Source organism: Actinoplanes sp. CA-252034 (assembly GCF_050956125.1).
In the GTDB taxonomy this organism is placed as follows: domain Bacteria; phylum Actinomycetota; class Actinomycetes; order Mycobacteriales; family Micromonosporaceae; genus Actinoplanes.
This window is the reverse complement of sequence record NZ_CP191846.1, coordinates 9529724-9541697: the sequence shown is the minus strand read 5'-3', so window position 1 is coordinate 9541697 and position 11974 is coordinate 9529724. Positions and strand designations below refer to the sequence as shown.

Annotated in this window: 12 protein-coding genes and 1 pseudogene; 8 read left to right on the top strand and 5 right to left on the bottom strand. The window is 70.3% G+C overall.

Annotated features, from left to right (window positions below):
* Positions 1 to 67 precede the first annotated feature (67 nt).
* Positions 68 to 529: a pyridoxamine 5'-phosphate oxidase family protein gene (locus ACQPZW_RS43050; RefSeq protein WP_433791778.1), complete on the top strand. Its 462-nt coding sequence runs from the start codon at positions 68 to 70 to the stop codon at positions 527 to 529.
* Positions 530 to 1222: 693 nt separating this feature from the next.
* On the opposite strand, the gene ACQPZW_RS43045 is transcribed toward ACQPZW_RS43050, so the two are convergent.
* Positions 1223 to 1396: a flavin reductase gene (locus tag ACQPZW_RS43045; protein ID WP_433791777.1), complete on the bottom strand. Its 174-nt coding sequence runs from the start codon at positions 1394 to 1396 to the stop codon at positions 1223 to 1225.
* A 605-nt stretch (positions 1397 to 2001) separates the two neighbouring features.
* On the opposite strand from ACQPZW_RS43045, the gene ACQPZW_RS43040 reads away from it, so the two are divergent.
* Positions 2002 to 2187, top strand: coding sequence for an AlpA family phage regulatory protein (locus tag ACQPZW_RS43040; protein WP_052164533.1), 186 nt, complete (start codon positions 2002 to 2004; stop codon positions 2185 to 2187).
* A 117-nt stretch (positions 2188 to 2304) separates the two neighbouring features.
* Here the strand turns inward: ACQPZW_RS43040 and ACQPZW_RS43035 are convergent, their stop codons facing one another.
* From ACQPZW_RS43035 to ACQPZW_RS43020, 4 genes and pseudogenes are all read right to left on the bottom strand, one after another.
* Complete coding sequence (locus ACQPZW_RS43035; protein ID WP_433797796.1) at positions 2305 to 3510, bottom strand: DNA-processing protein DprA; 1206 nt, start codon at positions 3508 to 3510, stop codon at positions 2305 to 2307.
* Positions 3511 to 3723: 213 nt separating this feature from the next.
* Positions 3724 to 3831, bottom strand: a pseudogene (locus ACQPZW_RS43030) (hypothetical protein); the annotation flags it as partial.
* Between the two features lie 117 nt (positions 3832 to 3948).
* Positions 3949 to 5484 carry a YifB family Mg chelatase-like AAA ATPase gene (locus ACQPZW_RS43025; protein ID WP_433791776.1) on the bottom strand — a complete coding sequence of 512 codons (1536 nt, stop codon included), beginning with the start codon at positions 5482 to 5484 and terminating at the stop codon, positions 3949 to 3951.
* Positions 5484 to 5843: a YraN family protein gene (locus ACQPZW_RS43020; protein ID WP_433791775.1), complete on the bottom strand. Its 360-nt coding sequence runs from the start codon at positions 5841 to 5843 to the stop codon at positions 5484 to 5486. Before ACQPZW_RS43020 ends, ACQPZW_RS43025 begins: the two co-directional genes overlap by 1 nt.
* Before the next feature lie 335 nt (positions 5844 to 6178).
* Between ACQPZW_RS43020 and rpsB the strand changes: the two genes are divergently transcribed.
* The 6 genes from rpsB (at position 6179) to rlmN (ending at position 11966) form a co-directional block, all read left to right on the top strand.
* On the top strand, positions 6179 to 7087 hold the full coding sequence (rpsB, locus tag ACQPZW_RS43015) for a 30S ribosomal protein S2 (RefSeq protein WP_433791774.1): 909 nt from the start codon (positions 6179 to 6181) through the stop codon (positions 7085 to 7087).
* 77 nt (positions 7088 to 7164) lie between these two features.
* Entirely contained in the window at positions 7165 to 7995 is an 831-nt protein-coding gene (gene tsf / locus ACQPZW_RS43010; RefSeq protein WP_433791773.1) for a translation elongation factor Ts, read from the top strand.
* A gap of 159 nt (positions 7996 to 8154) precedes the next feature.
* The gene (pyrH, locus tag ACQPZW_RS43005) at positions 8155 to 8865 is read left to right on the top strand and encodes a UMP kinase (RefSeq protein ID WP_360286285.1); all 711 of its coding nucleotides are present in this window, start codon (positions 8155 to 8157) and stop codon (positions 8863 to 8865) included.
* A gap of 65 nt (positions 8866 to 8930) precedes the next feature.
* Complete coding sequence (gene frr / locus ACQPZW_RS43000; RefSeq protein ID WP_433791772.1) at positions 8931 to 9488, top strand: ribosome recycling factor; 558 nt, start codon at positions 8931 to 8933, stop codon at positions 9486 to 9488.
* 227 nt (positions 9489 to 9715) lie between these two features.
* On the top strand, positions 9716 to 10744 hold the full coding sequence (locus tag ACQPZW_RS42995; RefSeq protein WP_433791771.1) for a phosphatidate cytidylyltransferase: 1029 nt from the start codon (positions 9716 to 9718) through the stop codon (positions 10742 to 10744).
* 43 nt (positions 10745 to 10787) lie between these two features.
* Entirely contained in the window at positions 10788 to 11966 is a 1179-nt protein-coding gene (gene rlmN, locus ACQPZW_RS42990) for a 23S rRNA (adenine(2503)-C(2))-methyltransferase RlmN (RefSeq protein ID WP_433791770.1), read from the top strand.
* Positions 11967 to 11974: the final 8 nt, after the last annotated feature.

Here is an 11974-nt window from a genome sequence, read left to right as displayed (position 1 = left end):
AGACCGTCCATCGAGCAGAGCCGTCAGTCAAGCATTTCTGTCGTACCCGGGGTCTAGCGTCGGTCCCATGGCACGCTGGGAGGACATCGAGAAGGACGCCCCGGAGTTCGCGGCCCGTGTGCGGGCACTCTTCGAGGCGGGCACCAACAAGACCATCGCCACGTTGCGCCGTGACGGCTCACCCCGGATCAGCGCTTCCGAGGCCCAGTTCACCGACGGCGACATCACGTTCGGGTCGATGCCCGATTCGATGAAGCTGCGAGACCTGCGCCGCGACCCGCGGATCGCGATGCACAGCCCGACCCTGGAGCCACCGGCCGACAACCCGTCCGCCGGCCCGGGCGACGCCAAACTGTCCGGCCGCGCCGTCGAGATCCCACCCCCACCGGACACACCCCACGTCGACGCCGCCTTCTTCCGTCTCGACATCGAGGAGGTGGCCCTGACGTACGTCGGCACTCCCGCCGACCACTTGGTGATCGAGTCCTGGCACGCCGGCCGAGGCCACCACCGCCGAACCCGCACCTGACCCCACGCCCACCACAAACATCATCCGGCGGTCCGCCTGGTCCCGCCGGTTCGCTGGTTCGCCGGGCTCGGCTGGTCCCGCTGGTCCCGCTGGTCCCGCTGGTTCGCCGGGGCCGCGCCGATCCGGCTGATTTGGCTGGTCGGCTGGTCTGGCTGGGCCCGCTGGTCGGCTGGTCCGGCCGATTTGCCCGGTCGGCTGGTCCGGCTGTGCTTGGCTCCGGCCTCAGCCCGACTCGGTTTACGCCAACCCGCGCAGAAGTCTGACCTCCGTCAGCCCGTAAACGCTGTGTTGCCCGAGGGCTGCCGGTTCACGCTGTGCCTTCTTCGTGCCGGTCAGTTCCGGGTCGGTTCGCCGCCTGGGGCTCGGGGGAGTGAAGCCAGAGCCGTGCGGGGTGCCTGCGCGGGGCTGTCGCGGTGAGACGACCGAGCGGCGTGGGCTCGTCGGGGAGCGCAGACGTCGCGCCAAGCTTGCCGCCGGTGACTTGATACGGCCTCCGCCGGGCGCGGCGTGGCGGGCGATAGAGCCGGGTGGCCAAGCATGTCGACAGCTGAGCCGAAGTCTCGGGCTGGTGGCCGGGTCGGCGGTTGAGCCGGGCGCGGTCGAGCGGCTCCGGAGGGGTGGCCTCAGACGGCTGGCCTCAGACGGGTGGCCTCAGACGGGTGGCCTCAGACGGGTGGCCTCAGACGGGTGGCCTCAGACGGATGGTCGGCTTCGGGCCCAGGCCAGGAAACGCTCGTACAGATTCAGGGGCAGTGACTGCTCGTCGGCGGCCAGATCGTCGAACGCCTCGTACATCTGGGCGGCCAGGTAGATCTTCAGCAGCGAGGGGTAAGCCGTGTACTCCTCGAGAAGCCGCTCGCGAGCCACCGGGCACGGCCACGGGCCATCGCATGTGCGGCAACGCCAGTGCGGACGGTCGTGCAGGTGCTCGGGCTCCGGTGTGGTGGACAAGATTCCCCCGAAAGTGATCGGCCGCTCGGCCATCGGACGTCAGTGACTGCGAGGCTGGCGACGGTTTCGCCGCCGGGCGCCCTGGTTGACGCGGTGTTCCTGGGCTGGAGTGAGCCGGCCTGCGCGGCCCACGGTCGCGTCCGGATGGGCCGGCCGGGTCGGGCCGTCCGGGAGCGGTGAGACGCCTGCCCCGGGCGGCGCAGACCGGGAGCGATAGACACCGCCACCACCGGGTTTGCGCAGGTCGGCATCAGGATGCGCAGGTCGTGGATACGGCGGTGGTGGCGGTGGCGGGAACCGGTCGATGCACGGCGCCGGAAGCCCGCAAATGCAGCGGCGCCACAGGGTGCGCCAGTCACGCCGATGGTTCGGATGATGGGGTACCGGATCACTAGGCCGGCGACTGCTAGGCATGGGACCACCTTAATAGGCCGAGGACTAGCTGTCTCCTAACAACTTTGTCAGAGACTAATAGTCCCGCGCCTACGGTCGATCATGTGGGAGTGAAGCCGATCCGCCTCATGGGCGCACACGAGATCCGTATCCGTCTGGGCGGAGTGAGCCGACAACGGGCGTACCAGATCACCAGCCGTGCCGACTTTCCGAAGCCGGTGGCCGATCTTGCTCAGGGCAAGGTATGGCTGACGGAGGACGTCGAGGCATGGATGAAGGTCCACCGCCGGGACCTGGACGAGTCCGAGGACTGACCCGTCCGGTCACCGTGGTGACCATCGACCGGCTCGGCGCCGGTCGTCGCTGAGGCGGCGGCCGTTCGGTGGCGGGCCGGTCTCAACCATGCCTTCAGCATGATGCCGGATGTCCGTTCAGCCGGCATCATGCCGTTTCCGTCCCGGGGCGGGGGCGAGGGCGACACCATCTGCGGTACGCACCACCAGCCCCGCGATCTCGAGAAGCGACAGCCGTCGCAGCACCGTGCGCAGGTCCAGCCGTGCCTCGGCCGCGATCCGTTCCGGAGTCACCGAGCCGTTGCGTGGCAGCGTCTCCAGGACGAGGGCGGTCTCCTCGTCCAGGTGATCGTGGCGACGCTCGGGGCCGCGTGGCGCCTCGGCGTAGTACTCACCGATCCGTCCGATCTCCTCGAGCACCTCGTCGGCGCAGGTGACCACCCGTGCGTACGGATTGTTCCGCAGGATCTCGTGGCACCCGACCGACATCGCGGAAGTCACCGGCCCGGGAACGACCATCGCCGGCCGGTCGAGCGCCAGCACGCGGTTCATCGTCTGTGCGGCGCCACTGCGGGCGGCCGCCTCGACGACGACCGTGCCGGCCGTGGCGGCCGCGATGACCCGGTTCCGGATCAGGAACCGGTGCCGCAGAGGCTCGGCGCCGATCGGCCATTCGCTCACGAGCAGGCCGGACTCGGCGATCCGGTCGAACAGTGAGGTGTGCCCGGCCGGGTAGGGACGGTCGATGCCACAGGCGAGGACCGCGGCGGTACGGCCGCCCGCGCTCAGTGCCCCACGATGGGCGGCCGCGTCGATCCCGAACGCGCCCCCGGACAGCACGGTCCATCCATTCCGGCTGATCGCCGACGCGAGCTCGCCGGTCACGTGGATGCCGTAGTTCGTGGCGGCCCGTGCGCCGATGATCGCGACGGATCGTTCCAGCGCCTCGCCGAGCGGCCACGATCCGCGGACCCAGAAGCAGAGCGGTGGGCGGGTGTCGGCGTTGATCCGGCCGCCGGTGTCCAACTCCAGGGTCGCCAGGTCGGCGACTCGTCGTGGCCACTCGTCGTCGGACGGCACCACGAGGCGGGCGCCGAGGCGCTCGGCCCGGCGCATAGCGATCTCCGCCATCCGGCGGGCGTCGCCGGCCGCCGAACGGGCGGCGACCGCGGCCCGCAGCCGGGTGTCCGGAATGTCGCCGCCGAGCAGCCGGTCCAGCGTGGCCGGGGCCCCGGCCTGCTCCACGAGCGTCCAGACGGCCCGGTTGCCGGGTTCGGCGAGCCAGGTCAGCGCGACGCGGGCGGCCCGGTCCTCCGGGCCGCCGGGCGGACAGGCCCCGGCCATGCCGGGAGCGGGTGCCGAAATCGTCACGAGACGCTCCGATCGAAAGAGGGGAACAACGCGGGCCGCCACCCCAAGAGGGAGCGAAAACGCCCCCCGAAGGCAGAGGTCGGTGCCGCGGAGTGAAGAGCGGCGGGAGGCGGTGCCGCGGAATGAGGAGCCGCGAAGTGAAGAGCGGCGGAAGGCGGTGCCGCGCAGTGAAGAGCCGCGGAATGAGGTGCCGCTGAATGAAGAGCCGCGGTGGGCGGTGCTGTGGAGGTCGATGCCGCGGAGAGAGGAGCGGCGGAAGGCGATGTCCGGGCGCCCGGCGAGGCGCCCCGGCAAGCAGATGGGGTGGCGCCGGGTGAGGAAGCCGAAAGCGTCGGGGGAGAGACGAGGGCCGCCGGGAGGGCGGCGCGGCAGCGGAGACGCAGGGGGGAGAAGGGGTACGCCAGGAGGCAGTCACTTCGGGACACGGCCGGCCGCCTCTCCCATCCGCAGCTGGTAGGCCTCGCACACGTCGCCCTCCGACGGCCGGTCCCGTCCGTCGAGGTCGGCCACGGTCCAGGCGAGCCGTAGACAGCGGTCGTAGCCGCGGGCGGACAGCGCGCCCCGGTCCAGCGCGCCGTGCAGGACCGCCGTGTCCCGGGCCGGCAGCCGCCAGGGGGCACGGCGCAGGACCGGCCCGGGCACCTCGGCGTTGACCCGCCACCCGTTCGTGGCCCAGCGGGCGGCCGCCGACTCGCGGGCGCGGGCCACCCGTGCGGCGACGGCCCGGGACGGTTCGGCGGGCGCGGAGTCGGCCATCAGCTGCGCGGCCCGCACCGGGAGCAGGTTGACCCGCATGTCGATGCGATCGAGCAGGGGCCCGGACAGCCGCCCGAGGTAGCGCCGCCGCACCGTGGGCGGGCAGTGGCAGGCGTGGTCGCCGGCCGGTGAGGCGCACGGGCAGGGGTTCGCGGCGACGACGAGCTGGGCGCGGGCAGGGTATTCGGTGGTGCCGCGGGCGCGGGACAGCACGACCCGTCCGCTCTCCAGCGGCTGCCGCAGCGCCTGCAGGGTGGCCCGGCTCATCTCGGGCACCTCGTCGAGGAAGAGGACGCCGCGGTGGGCCAGGGAGAGGGCGCCGGGCCGGACGAGTCCGGAGCCACCGCCGACTAGGGCGGCGAGACTGGAGCTGTGGTGCGGGGCCTGGAACGGTGGCCGCCGGACCAGGCGCCCGTCGGCGGGCAGCACCCCGGCGATCGACTGGAGGGCGGTGACCTCGAGGGCCGCCTCGTCGTCGAGCTCCGGCAGGATCGACGGGAGCCGCTCGGCCAGCATCGTCTTGCCGGCGCCGGGCGGTCCGAAGAGGGCGAGGTGGTGACCGCCGGCGGCGGCGATCTCCAGGGCGTACCGTCCGATCTCCTGGCCCGCGAGGTCGGCCAGGTCGGGGCCGGCGGGCGGTGGCGCGGGCGGCACGGCCGGAGGGTCCAGCAGCGTCCCGGACCCTTGGGCGAACTCGACGAGCCGGTGCAGGGTGTCCACCGCGCGCACCGTGACGCCGGGCACCACGGTCGCCTCGCAGGCGTTGGCCACCGGCACGATGACCCGGCTGATGCCGGCCTGTGCCGCCGCGGCGACCATCGGCAGGACGCCACGCACCGGCCGGACGGTCCCGTCGAGGCCGAGCTCGCCGATGAGCGCGACCCCGTCGAGGCGGGTCGCCGGCAGCTCACCGGCCCCGGCGAGCACGGCGACGGCGATCGCGAGGTCGAAGCCGGAGCCGTGTTTCGGCAGGGCCGCGGGCAGCAGGTTGACGGTGATCCGCCGGTTGGGCCAGTCGCGCCCGGAGTTGACGATGGCGGCGCGCACCCGGTCGCGGGCCTCGTTGAGGGCGGTGTCGGGCAGGCCGGTGAGCAGGAGGGTGGGCAGTCCGTTGGAGAGGTCGGCCTCGACCTCGACGAGGTGTCCGGCGACGCCGAGCAGCCCGGCGCAGAGGACTCGTGCGTAGCTCATCAGAACGCGTCCCGGATGTGGACCAGGCGGGTGGCGCCCCGGCGTTGCGGCAGGACCTCCACGACGTCGAAACGGATGCGCTCCGCTCGTACTCCCGAGTCGGTGAGGAAGCGGGTGGCCAGATGCCGTAACCGGCGCACCTTGCGGTGATCGACCGCTGCCGCCGGCGGGCCGAAGGCCGCCGTACGCCGGGTCTTCACCTCGCAGAAGACCAGGTCGGGGCCGTCGCGCAGGATGAGATCTATCTCGCCGTCGGCACAGCGCCAGTTGCGCTGCAGCAGTGTGAGACCGATCTCCTGGAGGTGCCGGGCGGCCAGCCGCTCGCCGTAGGCGCCGACCGCCCGTCGCTGAGTCGTCATGGCCCGGCACCTTCACAGGCTTCCGGCCGCCGTGCGGGACGTCCTGTGGACCGGCCGGTGATGTGGATGACCGGGCCGTGGCCGTGGCTGGTGTGCTAGGTGTGAGGCCGGACCGGCCCGGCGACCGGGTTGGCGTATGCTTGTCGACGGCGACCGCCTGCGCGGTCGACCTCGCGTGCCCTCCTGCGGATCCGAGCGCTGACCATCAGCGACGGCCGGAGGCGGTGGCCCTCCCTGGTCCCGATTCCGTCGGGTCCGACTGTGGCCACTGACCAGGCACCAGGACGCTCATCGTCGGTGAGCGTATAACCAGGGAAGATCAGGGAGTCACCACCATGGCCGTCGTGACCATGCGCCAACTGCTGGAGAGCGGTGTCCACTTCGGGCACCAGACCCGGCGCTGGAACCCGAAGATGAAGCGCTTCATCATGACTGAGCGCAACGGGATCTACATCATCGACCTGCGCCAGACCCTCGAATACATCGAGAAGGCGTACAGCTTCGTGCGGGACACCGTCGCCGAGGGTGGCCACATCCTCTTCGTCGGCACCAAGAAGCAGGCCCAGGAGGCCATCGCCGAGCAGGCGACGCGGGTCGGTCAGCCGTACGTGAACCACCGTTGGCTCGGCGGCATGCTGACCAACTTCCAGACCGTGTACAAGCGTCTGCAGCGCATGAAGGAGCTCGAGGCTCTGGGTGACCTGACCGGCACCGCCGCGGGTTACACCAAGAAGGAGACCCTCCAGCTCTTCCGCGAGAAGACCAAGCTCACCAAGACCCTCGGTGGTCTGCGTGACATGACCAAGACGCCGTCGGCGATCTGGGTCGTGGACACCAAGAAGGAGCACATCGCGGTCGACGAGGCCCGGAAGCTCAACATCCCGGTCATCGCCGTGCTGGACACCAACTGTGACCCGGACGAGGTCGACTTCCCGATCCCGGGCAACGACGACGCGATCCGCTCCGCCGAGCTGCTGACCAAGGTCATCGCGGCCGCGGTCGCCGACGGTCTGATCAAGCGGTCCGGCCGTGGCCGTGGCAACGCCGACGAGAAGCCCGAGGCGGGCACCGTCGCCGCCGGCGAGCCGCTGCCCGAGTGGGAGCGCGACCTCTACGAGGGCGCCGAGAAGAAGGCCGACGAGCCCGTCGCCGCCGAGGCCGCCCCGGCTGAGGCTGCTCCGGCTGAGGCCCCGGCCGAGGCGGAGGCCACCCCGGTCGCCGCTGCCGCCGCCCCGGCTGAGTAAGTCGTCCCGATTGCCTCCGGCCGTCGCCGCTGCTGGCGGCGGCGGCCGAATCCCGACTGATCATCGAGAGAAGAGTCATGGCTAACTACACCGCCGCGGACGTCAAGAAGCTCCGCGACCTCACCGGTGCCGGCATGATGGACTGCAAGAAGGCGCTGGAGGAGTCCGAGGGCGACTTCGAGAAGGCCGTCGAGTTCCTGCGGGTCAAGGGTGCGAAGGACGTCGGCAAGCGGGCCGGCCGTACGGCCGCCAACGGCATCGTGAGCCACTCGGGCGGCGCGCTGCTCGAGCTGAACTGCGAGACCGACTTCGTCGCCAAGACCCCCGACTTCGTCGCGCTGGGCCAGCGGTTCGTCGAGTTCGGCGAGCAGAACAAGATCGCTGACGCCGCCGCGCTGCTCGCCGCGACGCTCGAGGACGGCAAGACCGTCGCCGACACCGTCGAGGAGTACGCCGCGAAGATCGGCGAGAAGATCGTCGTCAACCGCTTCACGATCGTCGACGGCACCGTCGCGGTCTACCTGCACCGCAAGGCTCAGGACCTGCCGCCGCAGGTCGGCGTCCTGGTGCAGTACACCGGCAAGGACGACGAGGCGGCCGACTCGGACGCCCGGGGCATCGGCATGCAGATCACCGCGATGCGGCCGAAGTACCTGAGCCGCGAGGAGGTGCCGGCCGAGGTCGTCGAGACCGAGCGCCGCGTCGCCGAGCAGACCGCTCGTGAGGAGGGCAAGCCGGAGCAGGCTCTGCCCAAGATCATCGAGGGCCGGGTGAACTCCTTCTTCAAGGACTTCGTCCTGCTGGAGCAGGCTTCGGTCGTCGACAACAAGAAGACGGTCAAGCAGATCGCCACCGAGGCGGGCATCGAGATCACCCGGTTCGTCCGGTTCGAGGTCGGCCAGGAGTAAGGCAGCACCGAAAGCAATGCGTCGGGAGGTCGGGTACGCGATTGAGCGCCCGGCCTCCCGGTCGCATAAGGTCTCTTGACAGATGGAGAAGGGAAGGCGGGTCTCATGACGATGCTGACCGAGCAGTCCGCCACGGCCGACGATCAGAGCCTGCCGACCATGCGCCCACGGCGGGTCGTCCTCAAGCTTTCCGGCGAGGTGTTCGGCGGCGGCGACGTGGGTGTCGAGCCCGACGTGGTGCAGTCGCTGGCAAAGCAGATCGCCACCGTCATCCGGCGTGGCATCCAGGTCGCGGTCGTGGTCGGCGGCGGCAACTTCTTCCGCGGCGCCGAGCTGCAGAAACGCGGTATGGACCGTAACCGGGCCGACTACATGGGCATGCTCGGCACGGTGATGAACTGCCTGGCCCTCCAGGACTTCCTGGAGAAGGAGGGCATCGAGACGCGCGTGCAGACCGCCATCACGATGGCCCAGGTCGCCGAGCCCTACCTCCCGCTGCGGGCCATCCGTCACCTGGAGAAGGGCCGCGTCGTGATCTTCGGCGCGGGCGCCGGCATGCCGTATTTCTCCACCGACACGGTCACCGCCCAGCGTGCGCTGGAGATCCGGGCCGACATGGTGCTGATGAGCAAGAACGGCGTCGACGGCGTCTACACCGCCGACCCGCGGATCGACCCCAGCGCTCAGAAACTGGAATCCATCACCTTCCAGGAGGTTCTGCTGCGCGGGCTGCGAGTGGCCGACCAGGCCGCCTTCAGCCTCTGCCAGGAGAACAAACTGCCGATGCTGATCTTCGGCGCGGAGGGCGACGACACCATCGTGCGTGCGTGCGCCGGCGAGCGGATCGGCACCCTGATCACCGCCGACTGACGGTCGCGTCTCATACGTCCCCACATCCCGCACCACCGAAGACAGCAAGGAGGCGAGAAGAGCCGGTGATCGAGGAAACCCTCTTCGAGGCCGAGGAGAAGATGGAGAGCGCGGTCGAGCACGCCAAGGAGGAGTTCGCCGCCATTCGGACCGGCCGGGCCACTCCCGCGATGTTCTCCAAGATCCTGGTCGACTACTACGGCGCGCCCACACCGGTGACGCAGATGGCGTCGGTCGGTGTCCCGGAGCCGCGCATGGTCATCGTCAAGCCTTACGACGCGTCCCAGCTGGGCCCGATCGAGCGGGCGATCCGTGACTCCGACCTGGGTGTCAACCCCAACAACGAGGGTACGCAGCTGCGCATCCACCTCCCGCAGATGACGGAGGAGCGCCGCCGAGAAATGATCAAGGTGGCCCGGGGCAAGGCCGAGGACGGGCGGGTCGCGATCCGTAACGTGCGCCGCAAGGCCAAGGACCAGATCGACAAGCTGGTCAAGGACGGCGAGACCGGCGAGGACGACGGCCGTCGGGCGGAGAAGGAACTCGACGACCTCACGCACCGCTACGTCGGGATCATCGACGAGCTCGTCAAGCACAAGGAAGCCGAGCTCCTCGAGGTCTGAGCATCGGATGGAGCCCGGCGCACCTCCGGTGGAGGGGGCCGGGCTTCTCCCCTGTTCGGCCAGTGCCGGTTCACGGGCGGTCAAATTGCCCGCCATCTCGAGAGCTGTTCAGGCGTCACCTTTGCAGTACGCTCTGCACGGTTCCAGTGAGTGTGAGAAGTAGGTAGGGGTCCGGCTTTGTCAGTGCGTCCGGCGGCGCTCCCGCCCACCACCCCGCCCGAGGTCTGATGTCCTACGTCGATCCCCGTGCCCGGCAGATCCCCGGCGACGACACCAGCGTGCCGGCGCCGTACTTCCATGAGTCAGAGGACCCCAATGCCGCTCTCCGGCGCCCCGAGGCCGTTTCCGCGTATTCCGGGGCGGAGCCGATGAGCGAGCCGACACGTGGGGAGGGCGGTCCGGGCCGTCGCCGGGCCGGCCGGGGCCGCAAGCCGCAGGGCGGTGGCCGAGCCGGCCGTAATCTGCCCGCGGCCATCGCGGTCGGTCTGAGCCTGGGCCTGGTCGTGCTCGCCTCGCTGCTGATCCAGCCGATCGCGCTGCTGGCCGTGCTGGTGGTGGCGTCCGGTGTCGGCGCCTGGGAGATGGCCCGCGCGCTGTCCACCACGGGTGCCAACCCGCCGTTGATCCCGCTTCTCGTGGGCAGCGTGCTGATGACCGGCCTGGCATGGTTCGAGGGGGCCGATGCCCTGGTCCTGGGCCTGCTGGTGACGGTGGGCGCCGCCGTTCTGTGGCGGCTGGCCGACGGAGTGGCGGCGGTCCGCCGTGACTTCACGCCGAGCGTGCTGATCGCCGTCTACGGCCCCTTCCTGCTGAGCTTCGCGGCGATGCTGGCCCGGTTGGACGCCGACGACGGGCCGATCATGGTGATCTGCACCCTGGTCGCCGTGGTGCTCTCGGACACGGGTGGCTACGCCTCCGGCGTCTTCCTGGGCAAGCATCCGATGGCGCCGAAGATCAGTCCGAAGAAGTCGTGGGAGGGTTTCGCCGGCTCGGTGACGGCCGCCGCGATCGGCAGCAGCGCCCTGCTCTTCTTCCTGCTGGAGATCCCCGTCCACTGGGGCCTGCTGTTCGGCGCGGCCATCTCGGTCGTGGCGGTCCTCGGTGATCTGGCCGAGTCGATGCTCAAACGGGATCTGAAGGTCAAGGACATGAGCAATCTGCTGCCCGGGCACGGCGGCCTGATGGATCGTCTCGACTCGATCCTGTTCGCCGTCCCGACCGCGTACCTGTTCTTCTCGATCATCACGCCGAGCTAGCTGTGGGCGACCTACTCGGCGGACGTGGGAGACTGGATACGCCATGACGATTCTTCCGGTCATCCCGATCAGTCCCGATCAGCCCGACGCGGTGAAAACACGCCGCCGCCCCAGCATGCCTCCGCGCCATCTCGCCGACATGGATCTCGCCGGCCGTAAGAGCGCGGTCACCAGCCTGGGCGAGCCCGCGTTCCGCGCCAAGCAGCTCTCCACCCACTACTTCGGCCGCCTGGTGCGGGATGCCGCCGAGATGACCGACCTGCCGGCCGGCTCGCGCGACAGGCTGACCGCGGACCTGCTGCCCACCCTGCTCACCCCCATCCGTGAGCAGGCGTGCGACGACGGCGCGACCCGCAAGACACTGTGGCGGCTGCACGACGGCGCGCTCGTGGAGAGCGTCCTGATGGGTTACCCCGACCGGGTGACGGCCTGTGTCTCCAGCCAGGCCGGGTGCGGCATGGCGTGCCCGTTCTGCGCGACCGGCCAGCAGGGCCTGACCCGCAACCTGTCGGTGGCGGAGATCGTGGACCAGGTCGTCTATCTCGCCGGGGTGGCCGCCTCGGGCGCGGTGACCGGTTCCCCGCCGCGGCTGTCCCGGGTGGTCTTCATGGGGATGGGCGAGCCGCTGGCCAACTATCCCCGGGTGATCGAGACGGTGCGGCGGCTGACCGCACCCGCTCCGGAGGGCCTCGGGCTCTCACAACGGCACATCACGGTGTCCACGGTGGGTTTGGTGCCCGCTATGCGGCGGTTGATCGCTGAACAGCTCTCCGTGACTCTTGCGCTGTCACTTCACGCCCCCGATGATGATCTGCGCGATGAGCTTGTGCCCGTCAACCAGCGTTGGAAGGTGGCCGAGGTGCTCGACGCCGCGTTTGACTACGCGGCACAGACCGGCCGTCGGGTTTCCATCGAATACGCCCTGATCAGGGACGTAAACGATCAGCCCTGGCGTGCCGACCTGCTCGGCCGTCTTCTGAGAGGCAAGCTGGCCCATGTGAATCTCATCCCGCTGAACCCGACGCCGGGTAGTAAGTGGGATGCGAGCCCGAAACCGGTCGAGCGCGAGTTCGTCCGCCGGTTGCAGGAGGCCGGTGTCTCGACGACGGTTCGCGATACCCGGGGGCGGGAGATCGACGGCGCATGCGGCCAGCTGGCCGCGGGTGAGCTGACGGACGCGAGCGCAGGGGGCGCCGCAGCCGACGCGGAGGTGGCACAGTGACTGGGCGC